The organism is Tolypothrix sp. PCC 7712 (assembly GCF_025860405.1).
GTDB lineage: Bacteria > Cyanobacteriota > Cyanobacteriia > Cyanobacteriales > Nostocaceae > Aulosira > Aulosira diplosiphon.
Genome location: NZ_CP063785.1, coordinates 8,879,722 through 8,905,420 on the forward strand (window position 1 = coordinate 8,879,722; position 25,699 = coordinate 8,905,420).

Here is a 25,699-nt window from a genome sequence, read left to right on the forward strand (position 1 = left end):
TTAATAGTTCATACTTCATCCTTTATCTAGATTCGAGAGTATCTACCCGGAAACGTTCCACAGAAGCAATTAAATCTCTTGATACGCCCACTAAGTGTTGTAGCGCACCAGATACTCTTTGTGCTTCCTGGGAGGTTTCTTGTGCTGTTAGTTCTACGGATTGCATCACGTGAGCTACCGCACGGGAGGTTTCGGTCTGTTCTACAGTATCCGAGGTAATTGAGCGCACCAAGATATCAATACGATTTGCTACTTGAATAATATTTTCTAGCGATCGCTTGGCTTCTTCAGCTAATTTAGTACCTTTAATTACCTGTTGTGTCCCTTCCTCCATTGCAGTCATTACAGAGCCTGTTTCACTCTGGATTTGCATCACGATTTGTTCAATTTCTTTTAAAGACTTGGCAGATTTGTCTGCTAGCTGGCGGACTTCATCAGCTACTATTGCAAACCCACGTCCGGCTTCACCTGCCCTTGCTGCCTCAATACTAGCGTTGAGCGCTAATAAATTGGTGCGGGAGGCAATTTGTGAAATTAATGCCACAATCTTAGAAATTTCTTGCGAAGATTCAGCTAGCCGTTTCACTTTGCGAGTAGTTTCTGCCACAGTTTCTCTGATTTCTAAAATACCTGCCACGGTATTTTCCACGGCTTCACCACCTTTTAAGGCGATGGTGCTGGCATCACGGGCAACAGTTTCCGCTTCTCGCGCGGCTTCCGCTACCCGTTGAATGGAGTCAGTCATTACCTGTACAGAATTAAGTGTGACTGCTAACTCTTCTGCTTGCCTTAAAGCATCACTAGATAAGGCTCTAGCAAATGTTTCGGAGTTCGTTGCACCCTTGGTTACATCTCTTGCAGCTACTTTTACCTGTTGCACAATATCCCGCAAGTTTTGAATTGTCAGGTTAAAGGCATCAGCTACGGCTCCTAGTACGTCAGCTGTTACCTCAGCCTGTACTGTTAAATCGCCTCTGGCTGCTCCTTCTACATCATCCAACAGGCGAATTACTTGGCGTTGTAGATTTTCTTTGGCTTCTTCCTGTTCATCAGCTTTTCTTTGGGCTTCATTGGTAGTAGTAAAAATTACCCTTGCCATTTCATTAAAGCCAGTAGCCAGCAGTCCTAATTCATCTTCAGAATAGACTGTGGCTTGAACATTGAGATTACCCTGACGCACAGCATCAAACTGAGCTTGTAAGTTCTGCGTAGTGCGGCGAACTTGCTTAATGGTGAAATTACCCATAAAGGCTGCGGTAGCAAAACCAGCCAGTCCTGCTGCTAGTGACATGGCCCAGCCAGTGTTCCGCACTGATTCCCTCTGTTGTGGTGGTGAAAAGGTCGTAGCGCCAAAGCTGACTGTTGCTACCACTAGTGCCGATACTACACCTACAGTTCCCGCAATCAGCCATTGTTTCTTTTCTAGGGAAGCATTTTCTAAAGGCGCTAACCAACCTTGCTCAACGCTGACATTGGCTTCTAATTTAGCGACATCTACTTGGGTAAATACTGGAACTACTTCTTGTGAACCAGTGATTGAAAACAGTTCATCTTCGCGATCGCCTGTTTCATCAATAGCAGGTGGTTGTCCTGTTTGACTGTGAGGGAGATTACCTATTTCCAATGGGCCAGAATCCATACTTACATCTCGGAAGTTGGCTTCTGCATCTGTCAAATCAAATCCAGGAATGTTACCCAGGTCGTCAAATTCATCAAAGTCATCTAAAAAATCTATATTAGTTTTAGAAGTCTCGTGATGAATTTCTCCTCTACTGATATTGCTTGGTTGAATATTACTTGGTTCTTCATCGGGACTAAAATCATCTGTGCCAAAGGCAGATTCAAAAGCCTCAAAATCAAAACTATCATCAATATCAGAAAAGCTTTGTTCTATCTTGCTACTCTGGTTTTCCGGCTGTTCTTCTTGGTAAAAATTGTTGTCAGCAGCACTAACTACCTCTTTTAATGTATCTTCAGCTTCTATGGGCCCCAACCAATTTTTAGGTGTAGTTGGGGATAAATTCTCTTGAGGCTGTAATGGTAAATTGTTAGTCTGTGGGACACTTTCCTGGAGAAGTGTTTGGTTTTTGACTAAAGTTTCATTTTCCAGGCTATTACTCTTCCACTCGAAATCAGCTTCGCTAGGTTCTGGATAGGTTTCTGAGGTTAAGAATTCAGTAGGTATTTCCCAATTATTACTACTTGAAGCATCAATTTCTTCAACTTCTGTAAACGGTGAATCGCTATAATTTTCCGAATTAGTGAAACCTTTATTATTTGAATCTGTAGTAGCTTCTACAAAAGGATTATTTATCCCTGAATCTTCAATAAGATTTTGATTGTTGTCTTCTTGCCAGAAAGCAGGTAACTCTAATTCTCCTTGTTTTTCCCAAATGTTAGCATTGGCATCGCGATCGCTAGCTTGCTCTGTAGAACTAAAAGGATCGTTACTCAAAGGTGCTGAAGAATCTGGTAATCCATTAAATGCACTACTACTATATGCAGAGATATCAAATGAACTGTCTAAAGAACTATCCAAGGATAGCTCTTCTATTTCATCTCCAGATTCCTGGTATTCGCCAAAGGGATTGTCGCCAAAGCTGCTGCTAGCAAAATTATTATTCTGTGGCAAATTCTGTAATTCTTCTGTATCAGCGAACCGACCATTAGATATTTCTGATGAAGAAATAGCTTCATTATTTTCACTGATAGCAAACTCATCTGGTAGTAATTGTTGATATTGAGCAATACTTTCCAGACCATGCTGGGCAAAATCAATTAATTCTCGATCGTTGGTTAACTGTAAAACTTGTTGATATTCAGCTTTGGCTATATCGTACTGCTGTAAAACGTAGTATATGTGACCCCGTAACAAATGGGAGTTAGGGTCATTTGGCAAATTTTGTACCACTCGATCCACTAAAGTGGCGGCAACATCATAGTTCTGTTGCGCGTAAGCTGTACAAGCCTGCTTATATATTTCTAAGTAATCATCTATACTTGCTGCCATGTCCACCCTCCCAATATCATCCTGCCCACCTCGCACTCCGCAAAATTGCCATTTGATCCAGTAGTCTTAAAGACTTATTTGTTTTGGCATCTATTAACCACTCACCGCGCAGAAAGGGAGCCATCGTATCCGGTACATGAGTTGTTAGCATCAGATGCTGCACGTCAAGCCAGTCCATACCACCTATTTCTTCTACCGCTAAACCCACTATTGTGTCTTGTTCTTCGATAGCGATTACCGGAATTTCTGCTCTATCTGTATTTAATGCGGTTGCTTCTCCTAAAAATTGACCTAAATCAGCTACCCAAATGACTCGACCTCGTAAATTTAGAGTACCCAAAAGTAAAGGAGAAGCATTAGGAATCGGAGTGATTCTATCAGGACTCAATTCCATTACCTCTCGAATTCCAGTTGCTGGTAGTGCAAACTCTTGGCGCGAGGGGATGTAAAACCGCAAATGTAATTCACCTTCAGGGCTTTCTACTTGTAATTCAGGACGGAAGTGGTCTTGACTACCACCACTTAAAAAGTCCGGTTTACTGACCATTTTCTTTTCATCCTTATCCTCGCAGCAATTGTTTGACTGTTCCCACCAACTCAGTTGGTTGAAACGGTTTGGCTATATAAGCGTCTGCACCCTGTTTCATACCCCAGTAGCGATCAAATTCTTCACCTTTGGAAGAACACATCACAACGGGGACATTTTGGGTTTTCGGATCGGATTTTAACCGACGGCAAACTTCGTAGCCGTTCATCCGGGGCATGACAATATCCAAGACCACTAAATCCGGAGGTGTGCTTTGAATGGCCTCCAAAGCTTCAACTCCATCACTGGCATGGGTGACCGTTAAGCCACTTGCTTTCAGGAGGTCTGTAATCATCTCCCTTTGTGCGATACTGTCTTCCACAATCAGAACTGTACTCATAAATGCCTATCTACCTCCTGATGTAGACGTTCCTACTTGGAACATTCCCTGATTCCCCCGCAAGTATTTAGTGTATAAATTAAGTCTATTCCTTAACTGATTTACTAGATAATAACTTTATACTGGTTGTACTGGGGCTGGCTGATTCTGTGATAACATTTTTTACCTCATCTTTTATACAATCAACAACAGTTGTATCTCTTATGTATGTCAATGTAAGGCTGTTTATTGATATATTTTGCTACGAGCGTGAGTAACTCAGTTTCTTGCACAGGCTTAGTCAAATAATCGGTAGCCCCGACCATACTAGCCCTGACTCGATCGATAAACCTATCTTGGCTACTCAGCATAATAATCGGCACCAGCCGAAATGCTGTAGATTGGCGCAGCATGGCACAAATCTCATATCCATCTAATTCCGGCATGGTAATATTGCAAAAAATCATCTGCGGCTTGAGTTGAAAAACGAGACTGAGCGACTCTAAGGGATTAGTTAAAGTTAACACTTCATAACCTTGTTGCTGTAAAATTGCCTCTATAGTCTCACCAATCGTTGTTACTTCGTCAATACATAATATCCGTGGTTTGTAGTTGACCTCCACTACCATGTTCTCTGTATTAATACTGAATATATTAGTACTGGGATATACCAATTTCAGCCATCCCTGTTGGACGTACGGATATATTACCTTGGCAATTGTCAATATGTCTCGGTTGAGATAACGAGCAAGTTGCCGTAAAGATGTTTTGCCATCTGCCCAATGCTTAAGTTTATTGACTGTTTCTGCTGATAAAGATGAATTCAATTGAACCATCTCAGAAAGTATGGGCACTTGATCGGCAGACTGAATGTGAGGATATAACTGCTGCCAATTTTGCAGTTGCTTGGCAATTTTACTGACTAGGGGAGCTATCTCCCAAGTGGTTAGTTGTGGAGTTAGAGCCGGACTTTGATGGAAGATAAAACTACCTGTGTGCAAACCCAGTAAATCAAAGAGCGTTTCATACACCAGACTATGCATAATATTACGCGCTACTTTGGGGTTAATCATATTTTGCTCTAACAGTGCCCAAAGATAGCTATATTCTTTTATATTCAGTGGATCTATGGAGGCTAGCTGGATTTCGGTGAGCGGAGTCTCCACACGGTAATGTCTTAAGTAATCGTTAATCCTTGATGAAGTACCATCCCCTTCTTGGCAATAGAGAATCTGGCCATTTAAGAAAAAGACGAACCAGTACTGTTGTGGTTGGTAGCAAAAGGAATGGTGATGTCTGTTCACCTCTTCTCTAATTTGGTTGCTATTGCGAAAGTTATGAGTTTTCACCAACAGTTGGCCAGTTCGCTGGCCCAACTCAATCAATTGCAGGATACTACGAAGATCTATTTCATTTAAATTTCCCTGCATTTAGCTCAAAGGTGCTCCTTGCGATCCTGTTGATATTCTTTAATTAATTTTGCCCAGTAATTTTTTGATGTTTTAACTAGCACCATCGATCTACACTAAATTGATAATTTCTGCTTAATGTGAATTTGGTGTAAATTATCCCATCAGGGTTTCTAGCCTAGCCCAAAATTACAGTTTTGTGAGGATCTACGAAATTACAAGGGTTTTCCAGCTGGATTTACATTTTATGTAATTTGTTATATACAAATAAAATTACTGCCTATAAAAACATCTTTAGCAATAGAATACGTTCAGCAATATTCCTTAATTTTTTGTAATAAACTTTGATGAAGCTAGTAATCACACGGTAGCCATCATTATTACCATCAGCACACAATATAAAAGCGCGATCCAGAGTAAGCGCATCTAGATTTATATATATCAAGGCGTGATATGTCATGTCTATAAATAGTTTTGCCTGATTTGATTTTCCCTAACTGCGGTTAAATCAAACAGGTTAACAGAATTATCAATGGTATAAACCAAATCACGGACATCAAGTACACAAAAGGACTAACGGTGTGCTGTATTTAGCAGAAGTACAAAAGCAAAAAGGCGGCTTACTTAGTGGTAGTGCCAAAACTGAATTGAAACTGCTGGCTTGTCAGCGAACCGACCAGATTTGGAGTACTGTGTCGGAAGAAGTGATTGCGGCAGAGGAAGCAAGTAAATTAAATGATGGTGCATTAGTACTAGTAGAAGTGAATCCCAACCGCCAAGTGCAACGGATTCAAGAAGCTGGACGGCCACTGGTTAATATATTGCAGAATTTTTCTCGGCAGTTAGAAAAATTTAAACTCAAGGAAGACGAGATCGATCAGTGGAAACAATCACTGACATTTCAGGCGCAAGAATTAAATCGCCGTGAATTGGACATGGAAGTCCGTATGGAGCAGTTGCAACAAATGGAGGATGAGTTTCAACGACTGGAGGCGCAAAAGCAGGAATTTGAAGCCTCCCGTCAAGAAATTGAAAAGTTGCAACAACAAATTGAACGCGATCGCACAGAATTAGCTGGTGCTTGGGAGCATCTCCGAGGTGAGCAGCGTCGGCTGGAAGAATTTCAAGCAGATGCCACACAGAGTAAGGTTTTAGACGAAGAGCAAAGTCGAGTATTAAGTGAGTTACTCGATCGCTTGTCTAGTCGTGTAGCTCCGACAGAGACAGTCAGGGAACACCTGAATTTTGCTTTTGAATTAGTCGAAAAGCAGCAAGCTACTCTCAATGAACACTGGCAAAACCTAGAGCAGCAAAAAACTGTAGCGACTCAACAGCAACAAGAAGTAGATAGCTTGGCCCAAACCTTGAGCGATCGCCAAAATGGTGTGCAAGAAGCACAAGATTCGATACAGCAACAAACAGCAGAATTAAAAGTTAACAGCGCAATTCTGACAAGCAAGCAAGAATACGCGCAAATTTTGAAAGCACAATTGCAAAGCCAAGAAAATTTATATCAGCAGATTCAGTCCTTGGCTGCAAGTTCTAGCGATATGATTCTTTGCGAAGTAGATGTCAAAGCTTTAGAGAATATGCCTTTAGAAGAACTGCAAAGATTAGTGCAAGATTTGCAGGAGAAATTTGATATTGATTCTAGCTTTGTCCACGATCAGGAACAAGAACTGGAATATAAAGAAAAAGCTATAGAAGATTTGCAAAATAAGATTCACCAGGCATCCGATCAAGACGTAATCAACTTGGAAATGGAACTAGCAGATGAAAAAGACCTCTACCAAATGCTCAATGAAAGTTTGGTAGGGCAACGTCGTAATTTGCTACAACGCCAGAATTTACTCAAGCAACACAAAACTGTACTCTTACAAAAGCAAGGACAGACAGTTGTTAATGAACCAGAAGCAGCCAAAATTGATTTAGGGCCAATTCTATTGCAAACTGAAAACCTGCGACAAATACAAGCTCAAGATTTGCAAAACTTGGAACGTGAGATTGAGCAGATGCATTCTGGTATTGAGCTAACCCAAGGGATGATTGATAATCAAAGCCATAACTTGGAACAGCAGCAGCAAGAATTGAAAGCAATGGAGGAAAACTTACTCAAATTGAGAACTGCAACTAGTGAATGCTGGGGTAGGGTGAATCTTTATCAAGAAACACTACAACCAATTCAGGATAGTCTTGACGATTTACGACAGAAGTTGCAAGCAATGATGGAAGCTTTGTCTCAAATTCAAGAAACGGGCGATTATCAACTGCAAGCTATTGCCCAAATGCGCCATACTCTTCTGGATTTACTTTCTCAGCCAGAATTACTAGCATCCTGAAAGGGATAAAGTATGAAGTATCAAGAATAAAAAACTCCAACCACAAAGGGATGGAGTTTTTGGGCATATGAGAGGAATTATATTCAGCCTTCATTGTTGATATCTATCCAATCACCTGCGACTTGAGCGATCGCACCTCCCGGAAATGGATCGGTTTGGGAACGATTGGGTGCTGTAATTAAAGCAGTTAATTTTTCAATATGTTCAAAACTCGGAGCATCAGGAAGTATTTGCTGTAAGACTTGACGCATGACTCGACGCTGCAACGCTACTGGTGCTGTCTGCAACACCCGACGATTGAGCCGTAGGGGAAAATTATCTAGATTCTCTGCTGTTAGCGCTTCAGCTTTCAACTTTTGGGCGGCTGTTTCTAAATATTCCACTTCTGCTTGCAACAGTTCTGCAGTTTGGGCTAAAGCTGATTCGACTTTGGGATTGAAGTGCGCTTGTAAATAAGGTAGCAACTCATTGCGGATGCGATTGCGGGTGTATTTTAAATCTTGATTTGTGGAATCTTCCCAGACTGGGAGATGGAAATCATCACAAAATTGTTTGGTTTGTGTACGAGTAATTTCTAAGAGTGGGCGTACTAAAGTAATCTCTAGAGTTAAGGGACGTTGCCAAATTAAGGCTTGTAAACCATCTGCCCCCGTACCGCGCATTAAATTATAGAGAAGAGTTTCTGCGCGATCGCTGGCTGTATGTCCTGTGACAATATAGTGGTAATTATGCTCCTGGGCGATCGCACTTAAAGCCTGATATCGCCAATCGCGGGCAGCAGCTTCACTAGTTAAAGGCTCTTTTGCCGTTTCTAAATAAAATAATGTTTCCCAGTTTTTTGCTAGCTGTTCTACATGAAGGGCATTAGCTTGGGAGTCAGCACGCCAGCGATGATCGCAATGAGCAATACCTAAATGCCATCCCCATTTTGATTGTAAATCTAATAGTAATTTTATTAAGCATAAAGAATCTTGCCCGCCGGAAACTGCGATTAATAGGCGTTGATTGCGCTGAAATAGATGGCGCATTCGGATAGTTCGATGAATTTTTGCATGAAGGGGAGTCCATACCATTGTGAATTTTGCACGCCAAATGAACGCAGGACATTATATATTTTTTCTACATCATTCTGGGGTTCCCTAACCATCAAAACCAAAAAGCTGCGTCAATATATTTGGCGCAGCTTTTAATTTAGTATTTATTAAAAACCTAAAAAGTCGGGCTATGTTGCTCGTCCCAACACTTATTATCATGCCAACTCCTGTCAGTATATTGGCATTCTGAGGGATTATCAATCCAAGGAATAGATGTCTCGTGCGCTGAGGTGTTTTGCGAGGTAAATAATGATGAGACTGAAGAGTATGTGGATGAAGAGGACAAGAAACGGAAAGTTGCAAAACTAGCAATTGGTAGAATTATGAGACCTGCGACGCAAAATATAGTGTTGTTTAAAGTCCAAGTTTTTTTGCCGTTTCTTTGCTGAATATTTTTTTTGGTTTGTTTGGAATTTAATAACACGCTCTCAATCCTTAAAATATAAACTTGCTGGTATAGATTCATCGCCTTTCAAATTCATTCTATAGACGGATGTTGAAATCAACCATGAGGATATTACGGTTTTTGATTTTTTTGGTTGTAGATAGTTAGTAGGATTAACTAAAAAATATGCCTAGATAAATTAAGTTTTTCTGCCTAAAATATTTAAAATTTATATATGTATTTAATAAATATTTCATATATTTGGATATTGATTAACATCGGTCAAAATTGTTTGAACTTAGATGATTAGTACAGGCTTCCCGCCTTGATAAGAGAGGGATTTGATGAAATGGGTGAGCCATGATCAGCCAGATTTAGATGTAAATTTAAATCAAATCTAAATATTAAAAATAACCTTCTAATAGCTAATTTTCTGTGAAATAGCAATTTTTAAAATTAAATTTTCTACAGGTTGCTGACATCTCACTTCCGTGAAAATTACTAAGGTATTTTTACTGATATGGGGTGGATAACTTGGGTATGATATTTAGGATCTCAATAATTCAATAACTGCAAAGATGCTGAGGTCACAGAGGAATCCCAGATGTACCCATAGCGTTTTTAGGTGTACACAAAGCATTGTTTCAGGCTAGGCCAAGTTTCACTAAAAAAACCTCCCACAGGGGGAGGCTCATACAGGAAAGCGGAGACAATTTGTCAAACTACAGCCGAACGACAGCGATCGCGCCTCCTAATGCGGAGAAAATAGCAGAGACAACTGCTGTCGCAAATAACCACCAAGCTGCTGAAGCTGCGGCTTTGCGGGTTTCTTCGGCTTGGCGCTGTGCTTGATGCTTGACTTGTTCGAGGCGGCGTTGGGCTTCTTGCTGTAAGCGTTCTGCTCGTTGTAAAACTGTGTTGCGCGCCCCTTCAATTTGGTCGATAATCCGGTTGGCATCTTCTTCGGAGATATCCTCACGGGAACTGATGAGCGCTACTAGGGTATCGCGGTTAAAGGAAGATAGGCGATCGCGTAAAGCGTCAAATCCAGCTTGGGGATCGTCAAATAATTGGCGCACATCGCGCTTAATACTATCGTAGTTGAGTTCGGGGCGCTCCAAGGAGTTGAGGTAGTTGCGGATGCGGGCAAATACGCCATCAATCACATCTTGGATACGGCGTTGAATACCCCGTACTTGTTCTACAAATTGTTCTTGCAACGAGACGATATTATCTGCAATTTTCGCTGCTTCTTCATCGGAAATATCTTCGCGGATTTTCAGCAGGGCGATAATTGTGGAACGGTCAAAATGCGCCAGGCGATCGCTAAAGGTTTCAATCCCCACCCGTGGATCATGCAGTAACAGTTGTAAGTCGCGCTTGATACCTTCGGGGTTAAGTTCTTCTTTACCAGTCTGCCGTAAATACTCTTCTAAATAAGCTTGGAAGGTTTCTACTCTTTGCTGGGTTCTGCTAGCCAGGCGACGCGGCGCACGCACAAAATCGCGAATCGAATGTTGTACGGAATCAATGACTTCATTGACTTGCTGTTCGCTCAAGTCTTGACGCTGACTAAGTAATTTTACCAGGGTGTCTCTATCTAACTGAGACAAGCGCCTGCGGAGTGCTAAGGCTCCTTCTTTGGGGTTTTCAAACAGTCTATTTAAATCGCGTTGAATACCTTCGGGATTGAGTTCGCTTTTGCCGGTATTACGCAAGTAATCAGCGATGGTGGTGCTAACAGAGTCATATTGCTCTTTAGCTTTATCTGCTACCGCCTGGGGTGCGTGGCGGATACTATGCCAAGACTGTTCGACAGTATCAATGATTTGATTTGCTTGGTCTTGGCTAATATCTTGGCGCTGACTCAACAGTTGTACCAAGGTATCGCGGTCAAAACGAGATAAACGTGCCTGAATTGCAGCCACACCCGCTTGCGGATCTTCCAGCAATCTTTTGAGATCGGCTCGAATTGCATCGGGGTTGAGTTCGCCTTTGCCGGTATTACGCAGATATGATTCTAAATTCAGCCACAGGGTTTCTGCTTGATATTTTGCCTGATCTGCCAGATTTTTAGATTCGATTAACACGCGATCGCGTTGTTTTTCTAAATCCTCGAGAATTGCGTCTAGTTCGTATGGCTGAATGTCGTTGCGTTGATACAGAATTTGCTGCATTTGTTGGCGATCAATTGCCGCTAACCGCCGGGAGAGGGTTTCATAATCGGCATCTGGATCAGACAATAGAGGTCTAAAATCCCGTTCAATGCCTTCAGAAGTTAAATCAGACTTACTAGTAACGAGGAGGTAGCTGGAGACTCGACGCTGCAAATCTTCTACTATCTCTCTTTCTTCTGCAGCCGTTACAGTTATTAATACTTCTCGGCGGACAGCTTCTAATTGATCTGCAATCCGTTGAATTTGTCCTTGAGTAAGTAGTCCCCGCTGTTGCAAGATGTTGACGAAATCGTTGCGGGAAAGGCGATCTAATTCTCGCCGTACTACTCCAGGATCAGCGGCTGGATCGTGGATGACATCGCGGAATTCTTGGGCGATTCTTTCGCGGCTGAGTTGCCAAGCAAAGGTATTGGAAAGGTAATTTTCTACATCAGCCCGAATGGGACTATAGGGTTGGGAAGCTGCAGGTAAACCTAACTTATCGGCTTGTTCGCTGATTTTGTCTTTAGCGGTGGATAGGGATTCCCAAATTTTTTCTACATCTAAATCTGATAAGTCTGTTCTGCCCAAAACAATACCCGTCAAAGCCGAAAGTCCTTGCTGGAGTGTGTTCTGGATTGGCCCAGGGGTGGCTTTTTGGTCAGCTACTTTAGCGTCACGAGTTTCTGCAATTAATCTTTCTAATTTGGCATTGAGTTCATCTGTTTTGGTTTGCCCTGGTGGTAAGGATTTCAGATAATCAACTAACTCCCCGAGGCGGTCTTGGGCTGGTGCTTGCTGACTAACTACCTGCTGCCAGATTTTATATAATGTGTCAGCGATGCGTTTGACATCGCGTTTAGATAAGTCTGTGCGACTGCTGACTAAATCAATAAACTTTTGACGGTCGATGTTGCGGAGGTCAGGACTACCTGCGATCGCTTGAAATTGGGGGTCTTTGAGTAAGTTTTCAAACTCGCTGCGGATTTTGCCTAGATCCAACTCTGGCGGACGCAACCTGTCTAAGTAATCCTCTACATTTTCTCGAATGCTTGTGGGGTCGATCCCGCTTCCTAGTTCGCGGCGCATGGCGGCGGCGGCGGCTTCGGCTGTGGCTACAACTTGGTTATTGACAGCTTTGGCACCCAGTGCAGCTGTCGCTGTTCCCATAATTGCTTGAAAGCCAGAGGTTGCTGTGTTGACTACTGAACCAATTAAGGAACCGACGGTGGTAGAACTCACCCACATCAGTAATAAGAAGTAAGCACCCCAAATTACTAACCCCAGAATTGCGCCCAGGGCTGGATCTAAAACCAGGAGACTGAGTTTAACTGCTAAGTAACTAGCAATTAAAAGGGCCACTGTCACCGTGACTAAAGTCCAAATCCCTACAGCGGTACCAATTTTGCGAATTGTGCCGCCAAAACTTCCTGCTTCATTATCGGAATCTGAGTCAGATGAATGTCCCAGGTAGGAAATCCCAGCAGCCAGGGAGAGGTTTGTTAATACTAGTTGAAAAGCAAAGGCTAGAATTACACCGGAGATTAAAGCAATAAAAAAGCGCGGCCCAGAAGTGAGAACCGATGCTTGTGCTGGTGAAATGTCTGAAGTGGGGTTGACTGGAATCTGTGCCAACCTAAAAAGCGACTGGTAGAGTCCCAGGATAATTTCTGTACTTTGAAACATTGTATTTCCTTTCTCTAAGCTTAAATTTGGGGAATTTAGAATTACGTTTGCAGAAACTCTGTATTTATGGTGATACCTAACTCTTGTAAGTCTCAGAATCGTGGAAATTGGGTATGAAGAGCATCTCTCCACAGTTTGAACAACATATCTAGCGCTAGATAGAAATTTCACTAGCCAAAGGGAAAATCTTCATTAGATAGGTTGCAAAATTCGGATTTATTAGTTGTCAAGGCAGATAAATAGCGATATTCATGCATATTTTTTTATCTGCATTAATTTTGTAGAGAATTTGTTAATTGATGAGTAACATTTCTCTAGTAAATCTCGCAATATAAACTGATTTATGTTGTCTGCGTTACATTTATTTACAAATAGTTTTTTATCACCATCTGCAGGTGGATATCTTAGTTGCGATCGCGTTTTAAGCTTCATCCATAAGAAGTGGCTATTCTTTGTACCTCCAGACAGAAAGCAACTTGTTTGTAAATCGTTACATTTAAGGTACGAAACAAATTGTTAAGGCAAAAAATGGAAACTCGCTCTTCCACTGATTTACCAACAATTACTAAAGAATATAACGGCATAGATCGCAATGCTTTTGTATTCGGCTGGACTCCACAAGCTGAACTCTGGAATGGTCGTTTAGCCGCTATTGGATTTTTAGCTTATTTACTTTGGGATTTGGCAGGTTATAGCGTGCTACGCGACGTATTACACCTGGTTGGTTACTAAAAATTAAATACAAAAAAATGTAATTTGGGAGTAAAAAAATGACAAATCGTTCTTCTACTGATTTACCACCTGTTGCTACAGAATATAACGGCGTAGATCGTAATGCTTTTCTGTTTGGTTGGACACCACAAGCTGAACTTTGGAATGGTCGTTTAGCCGCTATTGGTTTCTTGGCTTATTTACTTTGGGATTTAGCAGGTTATAGCGTGCTGCGTGACGTATTACACCTGATTGGTTACTAAAGATTAAATACAAAAAACGCGTAATTTAGGAGTAAAAAAATGGAAACTCGTCCTTCTACTGATTTACCACCTGTTGCTACAGAATATAACGGCGTAGATCGTAATGCTTTTCTGTTTGGTTGGACACCACAAGCTGAATTGTGGAATGGTCGTTTAGCAGCGATTGGATTTTTGGCTTATTTACTTTGGGATTTAGCAGGTTATAGTGTTCTGCATGATGTATTACGGATCATTGGCTATTAGATTATAGACAGTTAGTAGAAAATTAAAATTCCCGATTTTTATTGCAAAAATCGGGAATTTTTTCATATTGAAATTGAATTAGCTACAAGTTAACGGCCGCCTAAAATTTCTGATATTGCCGATACAATATCAAGATAAAAATTGCCGCCTACTGCGCGAAATAATTCAAATTTAGAGCCAGGGGAACCAAAAAATGGTCGTAAAAACCAGCCTAACTGTACACCTACAAAACCATACAAGAAAAGCCAAGAACGTAAAATAGTAGTGCGTGTTTTTTTACCGACCTCATCTTGTTGAGAAAGTAACTGCATCCCTTCATAGAGGAATTTCACACCAAATATACCTGTGATGCCAAAAATTAACACATTCAACAGTTTAAAAAATTGGTAAGAATTAGGCGCAGTGATCATAAAAAATAGGGTCACTGGTGCCAAGCTGAATAACAGCACGCTGATTACAGATACAGCTGTAAGCAAAACCACAAAATGCTGTTGCAGAGTGCTACGGGAACCAAATAAAACATTAAAAAAGAATAGAGTTGGGAAACAAATAATCAGTGTGAGCAGATAAAATGCTGGGAGTTTGATAGCACCAGATAATGCTTGTCCCCAACTATGAGATGCACCGATAATTGCACCATAGATGGCGAAACAGATGGAACTGGAAACAAAGAGAGCGCTGATTTTACTTTGTAATCTTATTCCCTGGCTAATTTCTTCTAAAAAACCCTGGCGATCGCGTAGTAAACTGATGAGAATGTTAAACTGTTTATTTTTGTAAGAAGGCTTATCAAGCATAGTGGTGTAGTAAGTAAATTATGGGTAATTCGTAGTTCGTAATTCGTAATTCGTAATTCGTAATTGGGAACTAATTTGTGGATGTTTTATGAGGCTGCTGAATTGTAGGGAAATTGTAGAATTACAAAATCTATGGCTGTATTAACGCAATCCTAAAAGATAGCCGATGGCTTGCAGTACACTTAGATAAAAACTACCTTCTCTATCTCTAAATAGTTGGAATATAGAACCAGGGTTACCAAAAAATGGTCTGAGAGTCCAGCCAAGCTGACTACCTACAAAAGCATAGAGAAACAACCAAGATAAGATAATTTTGCGGCGTGTCTTACTACCTTCATTGTCTTGTTCTAACACTACACTTGTGGCTTGATAGAGAGAAGAAATACCAATAAATCCTGTAAAGCTAAATATGACAACATTGAGCAGGATTAAAAATTGATAATTATTGGTAGTAATTAAGAAAAATAGCGTAATGGGTGCAAAGCTAAATAATAATACACTAGTTACAGAAACTGCCGTTAGTACCAGTGCAAAATGTTGCCCAAAAGTCCGCTTGGAACCGAAAATAATATTAGAAAAGTACAATGTGGGTAGACAAATTATCAAGGTAATTAAATAGAGCGCTGGAAGCTTAATGGCAGAAGATAAAGCTTGCATCCAGCTATGATATGCGCCAATAATCCCGCCATAAATAGCCAGAAATAGAGAACTGCAAACTAACAGCGAAATAATTTTACTTGGTAGTCTAATACCTTGGGTAATTTCTTCTAAAAAAGCTTGGCGATCGCGCAGTAAGCCAATCAGTACTTTAAAATATTTTATTCCTGAAGATTGTCGTTCAATCATCCTCATCCTCACACAAATTTGAAAAAAATTACTAATTCGTAATTCGTAATTCGTAATTCGTAATTAAGAGCCTAGTGAAACCTAGTCGCTTGATTCGAGATTGCCAGAGTCAAAAGTCAAAATTTAAAAAGTTGAAAGAACAAGTTTTAACTCTTGACATTTGACTATGAAATCTTAGTAAGCATAATAATTTTTATTAAGTTACTCATCTAGATAATCGCTACCAGAACCAAACTTCCATGCATCAAACAAACGATGCCAATAATATTGTTGTTGGCTTGGTAAATACTTAACTAATGTTTCTAACATTGGACTTAGCCAAAATAAGGCGGTATAAATACTTAAATTTACATAATGCAATATCCAATCTAGTAAATTGATAAAACCTACTTGAGGAATTATTTTGGCAATTAATCCCGGATTTGCCAAACCTGTTTTTACAAGTGTTAGCGTTAATGCAGGAAACTTTACTATATCTTGTAAAAATGGCTTAAGTACTTTATTTCCTAACTTTTGCATTCCCTGAAAAACAACGGCAAGCAATTGATTAATTTGCTCTGATGAAATATTTTGATTTATGCCCACACTCATGGCTTTTTGAAACAACCAAGTAACAGCTAAACTTGGCTGATAAGGCTGTAGTAAAGCCAGTGCTGTTGTAGATAATTGTTCGGTTTGTAGTGCTTCTTGAATACCAAATGTTAACCGCTTGAGATGTCGTATCATTGCACCAAAACCGCCGAAACTTAAAGGCGATTGACTTCCGCTACTATCTCCGACTGGCAAAATGCGATTCCAAGGGGTTTTGAGGGGACTTTGGCGATAGGTAGGAAAGAAGCCAAAAAGTGCCCGTTGAAATTTTAGCTGGCTCAATTCCACACCCTGATATTGTGGTAGAAGGCGCAAATATTCCTCAAATAAAGCTTCTAAACCTAAGCGTTGGGGGTGTGCATCCATGTATGTAAATAAGTAGGTTGTTCTACCATCCCTAGCTGGGAAAGCTTCCCAAAAATACTGACATTGATTTTGCAAGGGTGTAAAAGATAATAACAAGTCCCCACTGTGATTTTCCGGAAATCCTTGGGCACAACTTCCCACTACTAAGCATAGTGCATCTGGCTTTTGTCCTTGGCGCGCTTGTTGAGCGATAGGAGAGAGGTGTCCCATTGCATCAATTAATAACCGTGTTTTTAGCTGGTTGTTTACCATCACCCCATCAGGATGAACTACAGCTTCACTTAGGGGTGTGTTTTCCCATAACACACCACCAGCAGATAAAAATCGGGTTTTTAATGTTTCTAAAAGATAGACTGGATCGATACCAATGTTGAGAACATCTTCTACCCATACCTCTGTACCGCCTTGAAAGCTAACACGAGCTGGGTTATATTCAGTGGCGATCGCTTGCTCTAATTCTGCATTGGTAAGTAAATTTAATTCCAAAAATACTTCTAACTCTTTGCGAGAAATATTCCATTCTTGTTCTCTACCACGCAAAATTCCCCGTTCAATCAAGCCAACCTTGAGACCTTGCACTGCTAGGGCGCAACCAATTAAAATCCCCAAGGTTCCACCGCAAATAATTACATCCCAGTCCACATTTTCTAACGGTTGTGGGTTTTCTTTCACTAGCATTGGGATTGGTGTACGATCTGCCCTCAGTGATGCTAAAGTGCGATCGGCATTACGTAAGCCTTCCATGACATTGCCTGGTAGTTGGGAGAGAATATCTTCGGTGATGCTCATAGCATTTTGGATTTTGGATTTTAGATTTTGGATTTTAGATTGGGAATTACTGTCTCTGTCGGGATTCTGTTAATCCATAATCATTGTGCTGACTCGGTTAGGAATTACGCAACTAGCGCTGACTATGCAAACAAGCGATCGCCTAAAATCAGCATGACTACCGTAAAATTATGTAACTGTTATTTGGTGTAACTTTGTATATCTTTGTACTCTTTTGAGAAAGTATAGGGTATAACGTATCTGGACGAATACTAACTAAGTATTTTCCTGCATATAGTTAGAAAAAATTAAACAGATACAACGCATGTTTAAACAAACCACCATACTTTCAGCAACGGCTGCGATCGCACTACTGTTTACTGGTTGTGGAGAGAGTAAGGTCGCTCAATGTAACAAAATAGTTAAGGTAGCAAATCAAGCAGTCACAATAGGTCAAGATTTTGGTAAAAATCCCAATAATGCCAAAACAGGTTCTAAAGCCTTAAATGAAATCGCTGGTAAGATAGACACAATTACTACAGAGATGAAAGCGCTGGAAATCAAGGATGAAAAGTTGCAAGGCTTTCAGCAGCGTTTTACCAGTCTTTATCAGAGTACGAGTCAGGGGTTGAAGGATGAAGCTAAAGCTTTAGATAAAAAAGATTTAGCTGGTGCAAAACGTTCTTTGGTATCTCTGAAAAAGAATAGTACTGAGGAAAGTACTTTAGTAAAAGAAATTAATACTTACTGTTCTGGACAATGAGGAATTAGTTATCAGAGTCACAATATTGTGTAGGGGAAGGGGGAAAGGGGAAAGGTTAAAGGGTAAGGTTTTTTCCTTTTCACTTTGCCCTGTTCCCTTTTTAGTATAGTTATGTTGATTTCTGCTGACCTATTTATTGCATTCAAATTAGAATTGGTATAGTTGAGTTCTGCGCTACGAGGACAACAAAAAATGGAACTCAAAGCAGTTGCAATGCAAATTCCTGAAGGTTGTAACCTGATATTGGGACAAAGCCACTTTATTAAAACAGTGGAAGACTTATATGAAATTATGGTCAATATATCTTCACAGGTAAAGTTTGGTATTGCTTTTTGTGAAGCTTCCGGGCCATGTTTACTCAGAACTACAGGCAACGATCGCACTTTAGAAGACACAGCAATTAAAAATGCTCTTGCTATTGGTGCAGGGCATAGTTTTATTATTTTACTTAAAGAAGCTTATCCAATTAATTTTTTAAATTCTATCAAGCAGTGTCCCGAAGTTTGCTCAATTTTCTGTGCAACCGCAAATCCTGTCGAGGTAATTGTAGCTGAAACCGAGCAAGGGAGAGGTATTCTTGGTGTTGTTGATGGCTTTTCACCTAAAGGCTTAGAAACGCCTGAAGATGTCAAAATACGTCAGGGATTTTTACGGCAAATTGGTTACAAGCTTTGAAGGGGGATGAGGGAGAAATAACTAATAACTTTTGACCTTTGACTAAAGACGCGATGAATCGCGTCTCTACAATTATTGGTTTTTTACCTAAGCCAAACTCGCTTTTTATTGAAATATTTTCAATATTAAAAAATAAGGGGGAAAAATGGCTATTAATTATCGAGAAAAAATTATCGCTTTGTGGACAGTATTTTTGTTAGGCACACTGTTTCATACCCAACTTGGGTTAATGCCTTTGTTCCACGGTTTATCGGTTGCGGAGTCACAAAAAGCCACAACAATGAATGAAATTTCAGGGATTATGTGGTTAATGTTGGGTTTTTTTGTGTTACCGATGTTAGCAATTATTGCTACGGCTTTTACTGATGCTAAACGCTATAGAGTCATTCATTTTAGCTTGACTATAGTTTACAGCGTGCTGAATTTGCTGCATCTGATTCTTGACTTAATGGTGACACCAGTTTTTTGGTATCAAATTGCTTTGATGGTGCTGTTATTTGGTGTTGGTTTACTATTAAATTTTGTAGCTTACCAATGGCTGCGATCGCCCCACGAAAAGGGTAGACAATGGACAGAACCATTGACACAATCACATTCGTAATTAAGTATTACGAACTGTTAATTTATCTTTGATATCTGCCCATTTAATGCGTGCTAAACTGGGTAGCACGACATGGGCAGCACCAACTCGTTCAACAGGGCCGAGTCCTACAGCCCACATTCCACCAGCTAAAGCGGCTTCCACACCTGCGGCTGCATCTTCGACAACTACACATTGTGCTGGCGGGAGTCCTAGCAGTTTGGCGGCGAAGAGAAATAAGTCCGGTGCTGGCTTGGGTTTTTCGACACTATAACCATCTGCGATCGCATCTACTTTATCAGCAATGCCCAATTTATCGACAACTGTTTGGGCATTTTTGCTAGCGGAACCAATGGCGATTTTAATCCCAGCTTGTCGTAGTTCATCAAGAAGTGCGATCGCACCTGGTAATAAATCGGCGGGTGAAATATTCTCAATAGATTCCACATAATAGCGATTCTTACGCGCCATCATCTCTTGAATTTGCTCTTCTGAATACTGTCTATCACCAATAATCAGCATCAGAGATTCACGCCGCGAGACACCGCGCAATGCTTCGTTAGCTTGGCGATTAAAAGGTATACCTTCTTCATCGGCTAACCTTTGCCAAGCCCGATAATGATATTCTGCGGTATCTGTAAGCACACCATCTAAATCAAAAATTACTCCCCGAATATCTGGAGAATTGGATTTTTCCATAGTCCCTATTCCTGGCTGTAAATCAAAATCGTGCCACTTACCACGCCAATGTAATTTAAATTTCAAACGCGTCCAACCTGGGGGTAAATGCGGCTGGGCTACGGGGCCATTTTCCCGCATTTGGATGCCACCAAAGCCAAAAATTACAGCTTGCCAAACGCCACCAGCACTTGCACCGTGGATTCCGTCGTTAGTATTGCCCCGCACATCTTGCAAATCTACCATTGCGGCTTGCATAAACCGTTCGTAAGCTATGTCTGATTTCCCTAAATCTGAGGCTAAGATGCCATGAATTGCCGGGCCAAGGGAAGAACCATAGGTAATATCTGTACGGGGTGCATAGTAGTCCCAGTTAATCTGCAATGTTTTTTGATTGTAGGGCGATTCCTCTGATTGCCGCATCAAATACAGCAGCATTAAAACATCTGGTTGCTTGAGTACTTGCCGCTTATTTGCACCATCAATACCTAAGATAGCTTGCATGGAACGGGTGCGGGGTTCATACTTACTCAAGTCGATATCTTCTAACTGGAAAAATCCCTCGTACTGTTCAATTAGCCCTGTGTCTGGATAACTGAGAATCCAGATATTAGCGATGATATCTTCCCAGCGCGATCGCTGTTTACTACCCAGATGCAATTTTTCTTCTAGTTCCTTGGCTTGTTCTGGGAAGTTGGCGCGCAGCCAATCATCAATGATGATTGCTTTTTCCAGATGCCATTGCACCATGCGGTTGGTGAAGGTATTATTATGGACAAATTCGTGATATTCGTCTGCACCAATTACACCGCGAATCTCATAACGTTCGTATTTGGGGTTAAATTCCACCCGGCTACCCCAGAATATCGCCGTATCTAATACAATCTCTGCCCCACAGTCTCGCATCCACTCATCATCACCAGTGGCTTGCCAGTAGTACCATACAGCATAAACGATATCTGCACTTATATGAATTTCGCGATCGCGGCACCAAATCCGCACGTCTTCGCCGTAAGGATCGTTAGGTAACGCCCAACGCGGTGTGACTTCATCGCCTGTATCTGCACTTTCCCAGGCAAACATTGCCCCTTTATAACCATCATGGGCGGCTTTGCGTCGTGCGCCTTTTAAAGTATGGTAGCGATAGCTGAGAAGGTTACGAGCGAGTTCTGGTTGAGTATATATAAAGAATGGCAGTATAAAAATTTCCGTGTCCCAGAAGACGTGACCGTGATAACCGAAGCCTGAAAGGGTTTTAGCGGGGATACTTACCTGATCATCATTTCGTCTGGCTGCAATTAATAGCTGAAATAGGTTGTAGCGGACAGCAAAAGCGGCTGTAATATCTCCTTCAATCGCAATATCGCTTTTTTCCCATAACTCATTCCAGGCTTGTTGTTGGGCTTGGAGGAGGGTTACATAGTTAGGAAGAACAGCGAGTTTTTCCCGTGCGGCTTTATAAGGTGATTCTATATCCCGTGATGTAAAAACTGTAACAATCTTTTCTGCCGTTACTGTCTGGTTTGCTGTCGCTGAGAATGACGCACTCAAAGTAGGATAACCAGGCGCACTGTTCACCTGTAAAGTTGTCTCAGCGCCAAAAATTTGCAACCGCGTCGCCATCCCAATATCAATACATGAGTTGCGAGTACGACGATGTAACCACACACCTTGATCAGTTTTACCTTGATCTAACCATTCCCAGTGATTAAAACCAGGGTTTTCAGGATAGCCGTTGATGCTAGCTTGAATTTCAATTAAGCCATCAAAATCGAGGGGAGTAATTTGGCAGCGTTGCCCTAAAATATGCTCATCTGCCATACTAGCGAAACGCTCAAATTGTAGGTCTACGGTACTTCCGGTAGGACTACGCCAACGCACAGAACGACTAATTAAACCCCGACGCACATCAAGCTGACGTTCGTATTGTAATATTTCTCCTTGATCCATACGGAAGCGATCGCCATTAATCGTGATCGCCAATGGTAACCAATCAGGACAGTTGACAAGTTCTGTATAGACAACCGGAACCTCATCATAAACACCGTGGATAAATGTCGCCGGTAATGCACGTATATACCCTTCTTCAAAGCTACCGCGTGTCCCCAAATAACCATTACCGATTGTGAAAATGGTTTCTCTGGCGTGTAATTGATCGGGGTTAAACTGGGTTTCAATTAAAATCCAGTCTTTATAAATAAAATCGTGATAATTACCTGTTATATCCATCGTAAATGTCTTGAATTAGTTCAATTTGGCATTTGTCATTTGTTATTTGTCATTTGTCATTTGTCATTTGTTATTGTCTACTTGATCTCCCTCATCATCCTCATCCCCCTAATCTTCCTAAACTATCGTCTTGTATGATTTTCTAAAATTTTATCGGCTCTTGGTTTATAAACTAGATGGAATAATGTTTCCATATAGCGAACTCTAGCTTCGGTGTTTTCTGGCGCGACAAAGTTCCAGAAACTATAAATTTTCGCTAGCAAAAGTAATTGATTGGTATGTATATTCCAGTTATATTTACTGCGAACTCTTCTGATCATCCAATTGGAAGTTTCCTCCCAATTTTCAGGATGAATATCACATTGATTGCAGAATTCTACAATTTTATTGGCTGACCCTTCTAAATCTGTAGGATTAAGCGTAAATTTATGTTCTCGTTCATCAATAATTTCTAAAGCACCGCCAAATTGTGTGGCGAAGGTTGGTAAACCAGAAATCATTGCTTCTAAAATGCTTCTACCAAAAGCTTCAAAGCTGGCAAAATGGACATAGATTCCCTTTTGATCAGCTATGACTCGATAAGCTTCGCTAATATCACGCCCAGGGAGACGCGTTCCCAACCAACGAATATGACTGTGCAGATTATATTGGTTGATAATCTCATAGAGTTTTTGGATTTCTTCGGCTTCTTCCGGGTTAGAAGCTTCTGATGGATGCAATTTGCCTGTTAAGATAAATAAGTTGCAATGGTCTTGCAAAGCCTGACTTTTACCAAAGCATTCAGCCAACCCCGCCAAATTTTTAATAGATATCATCGGCGCTAAAGTTAAAATTGGTCGCTTATCAGGGTTTTCTAAATGACCGAGAATTTGCTCACCTGCTTGATAAAAAAGTAATTCTTTGAGATGTTGACGGAGATTGTCATCTCTTTTCTCTACTTCGTTGTTGGGAAAGAAAATACTCTCGTTTACCCCTGGCGGAACAACGTTAAATTTAGCACTGAATAAATCAATACCATCAATTACATGGTAAAGTTCCGGCATGGTAAAACATTTGTATGACTCATACTGTCCCATGCTTTCTGGCGTACCGACAATTTCTTGATAAGAAGATGTGACGATAAAGTCGGACGCGTTCATGTTAATCAAATCAGCGCTATATTGCACTGAAAGATGGTATTGTTCTTCGAGATTTTGCCAATACAGATTACTGAAGAGACGTTTTGGCTTCTCTAAAGAATGAGCAATATGACAATGAGTAACTTTTAGCTTTTGGGATAGCAGAAAAGCCACTAAATTACCATCTGTATAGTTACCAATTAAAAGATGTGGTTTACTACCTTGAAATTCAGCTAATATTTCTTGTTCTGCATCTTGGGCAAATGTTTCTAAATAAGGCCAAATTTCATATTTAGAAATCCAATTATTCGTAACTTCGGGATTAAATTCTCGGAAAGGTACGCGCAAAATCCAAGCATTTTCTGTTTCTTCAATTTTTTCTCGGCGGAGGTTACAAAATGTACCTTCGCAGTTAGGAATTAGACGAGTAAGAATAATTACTTGCGGCTTAATTCCTACCACATCCAGACCAGCCAGTTGAATTTCTTCCCACAGTTTGTTTTCTATGCTACGTGCTTGTTCTAAAACATAGGCGACTTGACCGAGGGTTTCATCTCTACCTAAAGCACCTTCTTGACTCACCCAGCCATGTATAGAAATCAGAACCACACGAAATACCGCCGGAATCCTCGCCACAAATGCTTCTAAAATTGCAGGTTGTGGGTTTTCAATCAGTCTTTGGAATAGTTCTAGAGTTTCTCTAACTCGAGAGACAGTATTACCCCAGCCTGGTTCAAAACCCAGTTCTTGTAAATCAACGCGAAATTTCTCGTAAGGTGCGTCAGGGTGTTGCTGGCTGAGGAATTTCAGAACTTGCTGCATTTGTTGGGCTAGATGATTACCCGATTGAATGCGATCGTTAATTAGCAAGCCAATACCATCATAGTTGAGCCGATGGAGAACTTTAAATAGTACATCTAAACAGTATTGCGGGTCTGTTAATACTTGGCTGCACAAATAACGGTTGAGAAATGCTAGACCTTGACCAATATTTCTGGGATCGCTAATCGTGGGAGAATTTGCATAAAAAGGGTGCAAATCTATATTTAAAATGTGAGGTTGGTAGCGATTTACTAGACGGTCTCTTACGCCTAGCAAGTCCTGGGAAGTCATTAGCTCAAATTGAGCCAAATCAGCTGTTAATCGCCAAACTTCCTGACTAGCAATTCTCGGTCGGACAACAAACCAAATACTGTCATCTTCCAATATAATTTCATGACAATAATGAATTAATTGACCAATAGAGGAAGAATGATAAAAATATGTAGGCTTTTGGAATAGTTGGCAATAGTCAGCAAAAGCTTGTAAAATCTCGTTTCTAAGAAAGTAACGCTTATCTGTAGAACCCAGAGTCAGAATTAACTGATGCAGCGCACTTTTATCGTCACTATTTAAAGCAGCCTGAACTAGTTCATGCATAGATGAATCCCAGAACTCTAATTAGGTCACGACCTCATTTATTTCTCTCCTCAACAAAGATAGTTGTAACAACTGCTATTTAGAGGTACATTTCCTTTTTAATAATAGTTAGGGGCAATCCCTGGGGCTTCTAGCTGAGGGCAGAGATGTATAAATTTTTTGCAAGAATCCAGCTACGCTAATAGATAGTAATAAGATTTAATTCGCGGATATTACTTGCGTAGTTAGGTACAGGGCAATTGAAACAGAGAATATCAATTAGAGTATACCTAGCTTGGCAATAATCAAATATAGGAATCCGCTTTGATTATTGAAAAATCTAAGTATGTGTAGGGTGTGTTATCACGAAGTGTAACGCACCGTATTCTCAGCTTTGGTGCGTTGCGCTACGCGACAACACACCCTACATCTAGTTCAGAAATCAAATATGAATCCTATATAAGTTCTATACAAAATTTACGTCTGACTTTTCACGGGAAGTCCTCAAGCCTCCAAAAAGCGTGGCTTTTTCCACAGGTTGATTCTCAATAACTCTAAGTTAATGAAAATAGCTAACGGAGAAATCAGGGCTTGGGAAACCATCAAAATGACCTTTTCCACATGCCGTGAAAAGTCAGAATTTACGTAAGTGCGATTAAACGTAATTAAGTCAAATGTTGTAGTTCAAA

At 40.7% G+C, this 25,699-nt stretch carries 19 protein-coding genes; 7 read left to right on the forward strand and 12 right to left on the reverse strand.

What is annotated here, in order from left to right; genetic code table 11:
* Positions 1 to 22 precede the first annotated feature (22 nt).
* From HGR01_RS36200 to HGR01_RS36220, 5 genes are all read right to left on the reverse strand, one after another.
* Entirely contained in the window at positions 23 to 3,010 is a 2,988-nt protein-coding gene (locus HGR01_RS36200; RefSeq protein ID WP_045867636.1) for a methyl-accepting chemotaxis protein, read from the reverse strand.
* A gap of 16 nt (positions 3,011 to 3,026) precedes the next feature.
* The gene (locus HGR01_RS36205; RefSeq protein ID WP_045867637.1) at positions 3,027 to 3,557 is read right to left on the reverse strand and encodes a chemotaxis protein CheW; all 531 of its coding nucleotides are present in this window, start codon (positions 3,555 to 3,557) and stop codon (positions 3,027 to 3,029) included.
* A 13-nt stretch (positions 3,558 to 3,570) separates the two neighbouring features.
* A complete protein-coding gene (locus HGR01_RS36210) occupies positions 3,571 to 3,936 on the reverse strand; it encodes a response regulator transcription factor (RefSeq protein WP_045867638.1) in 366 nt (121 codons plus the stop codon).
* Positions 3,937 to 4,118: 182 nt separating this feature from the next.
* Positions 4,119 to 5,345: a response regulator gene (locus tag HGR01_RS36215; protein WP_045867639.1), complete on the reverse strand. Its 1,227-nt coding sequence runs from the start codon at positions 5,343 to 5,345 to the stop codon at positions 4,119 to 4,121.
* A 259-nt stretch (positions 5,346 to 5,604) separates the two neighbouring features.
* Complete coding sequence (locus HGR01_RS36220) at positions 5,605 to 5,784, reverse strand: hypothetical protein (protein ID WP_045867640.1); 180 nt, start codon at positions 5,782 to 5,784, stop codon at positions 5,605 to 5,607.
* A gap of 121 nt (positions 5,785 to 5,905) precedes the next feature.
* Here HGR01_RS36220 and hmpF point away from each other — a divergent pair, with 121 nt between their 5' ends.
* A complete protein-coding gene (gene hmpF, locus HGR01_RS36225; protein WP_045867641.1) occupies positions 5,906 to 7,663 on the forward strand; it encodes a pilus motility taxis protein HmpF in 1,758 nt (585 codons plus the stop codon).
* A gap of 83 nt (positions 7,664 to 7,746) precedes the next feature.
* On the opposite strand, the gene tilS is transcribed toward hmpF, so the two are convergent.
* Positions 7,747 to 8,736: a tRNA lysidine(34) synthetase TilS gene (gene tilS, locus HGR01_RS36230; protein ID WP_045867642.1), complete on the reverse strand. Its 990-nt coding sequence runs from the start codon at positions 8,734 to 8,736 to the stop codon at positions 7,747 to 7,749.
* 1,128 nt (positions 8,737 to 9,864) lie between these two features.
* The gene (locus HGR01_RS36235) at positions 9,865 to 12,984 is read right to left on the reverse strand and encodes a hypothetical protein (RefSeq protein WP_045867643.1); all 3,120 of its coding nucleotides are present in this window, start codon (positions 12,982 to 12,984) and stop codon (positions 9,865 to 9,867) included.
* Between the two features lie 528 nt (positions 12,985 to 13,512).
* Between HGR01_RS36235 and HGR01_RS36240 the strand changes: the two genes are divergently transcribed.
* The 3 genes from HGR01_RS36240 to HGR01_RS36250 are packed head-to-tail and all read left to right on the forward strand — an operon-like array spanning position 13,513 to position 14,201.
* On the forward strand, positions 13,513 to 13,716 hold the full coding sequence (locus HGR01_RS36240) for a high light inducible protein (RefSeq protein WP_045867645.1): 204 nt from the start codon (positions 13,513 to 13,515) through the stop codon (positions 13,714 to 13,716).
* Positions 13,717 to 13,754: 38 nt separating this feature from the next.
* A complete protein-coding gene (locus HGR01_RS36245) occupies positions 13,755 to 13,958 on the forward strand; it encodes a high light inducible protein (protein ID WP_045867646.1) in 204 nt (67 codons plus the stop codon).
* Between the two features lie 39 nt (positions 13,959 to 13,997).
* Positions 13,998 to 14,201, forward strand: coding sequence for a high light inducible protein (locus HGR01_RS36250; RefSeq protein WP_045867647.1), 204 nt, complete (start codon positions 13,998 to 14,000; stop codon positions 14,199 to 14,201).
* Positions 14,202 to 14,290: 89 nt separating this feature from the next.
* On the opposite strand, the gene HGR01_RS36255 is transcribed toward HGR01_RS36250, so the two are convergent.
* The 3 genes from HGR01_RS36255 to HGR01_RS36265 form a co-directional block, all read right to left on the reverse strand.
* Entirely contained in the window at positions 14,291 to 14,998 is a 708-nt protein-coding gene (locus HGR01_RS36255; RefSeq protein ID WP_045867648.1) for a hypothetical protein, read from the reverse strand.
* 141 nt (positions 14,999 to 15,139) lie between these two features.
* Entirely contained in the window at positions 15,140 to 15,844 is a 705-nt protein-coding gene (locus tag HGR01_RS36260; protein WP_045867649.1) for a hypothetical protein, read from the reverse strand.
* Positions 15,845 to 16,045: 201 nt separating this feature from the next.
* Positions 16,046 to 17,590 (reverse strand): FAD-dependent oxidoreductase, encoded by a 1,545-nt coding sequence (locus HGR01_RS36265; RefSeq protein ID WP_045867650.1) that lies wholly within the window; start codon positions 17,588 to 17,590, stop codon positions 16,046 to 16,048.
* A gap of 304 nt (positions 17,591 to 17,894) precedes the next feature.
* On the opposite strand from HGR01_RS36265, the gene HGR01_RS36270 reads away from it, so the two are divergent.
* From HGR01_RS36270 to HGR01_RS36280, 3 genes are all read left to right on the forward strand, one after another.
* Positions 17,895 to 18,332 (forward strand): hypothetical protein, encoded by a 438-nt coding sequence (locus tag HGR01_RS36270; RefSeq protein ID WP_045867651.1) that lies wholly within the window; start codon positions 17,895 to 17,897, stop codon positions 18,330 to 18,332.
* Positions 18,333 to 18,524: 192 nt separating this feature from the next.
* Entirely contained in the window at positions 18,525 to 19,007 is a 483-nt protein-coding gene (locus tag HGR01_RS36275) for an adenosine-specific kinase (RefSeq protein WP_045867652.1), read from the forward strand.
* A gap of 145 nt (positions 19,008 to 19,152) precedes the next feature.
* The gene (locus tag HGR01_RS36280) at positions 19,153 to 19,608 is read left to right on the forward strand and encodes a hypothetical protein (RefSeq protein ID WP_045867653.1); all 456 of its coding nucleotides are present in this window, start codon (positions 19,153 to 19,155) and stop codon (positions 19,606 to 19,608) included.
* Here HGR01_RS36280 and pgmB read toward each other — a convergent pair whose 3' ends face one another.
* Together pgmB and HGR01_RS36290 are read right to left on the reverse strand one after the other, a co-directional pair.
* On the reverse strand, positions 19,609 to 22,494 hold the full coding sequence (pgmB, locus tag HGR01_RS36285) for a beta-phosphoglucomutase (protein WP_045867654.1): 2,886 nt from the start codon (positions 22,492 to 22,494) through the stop codon (positions 19,609 to 19,611).
* A gap of 122 nt (positions 22,495 to 22,616) precedes the next feature.
* Positions 22,617 to 25,031 carry a sucrose synthase gene (locus HGR01_RS36290; protein WP_045867655.1) on the reverse strand — a complete coding sequence of 805 codons (2,415 nt, stop codon included), beginning with the start codon at positions 25,029 to 25,031 and terminating at the stop codon, positions 22,617 to 22,619.
* Between the last annotated feature and the right edge of the window lie 668 nt (positions 25,032 to 25,699).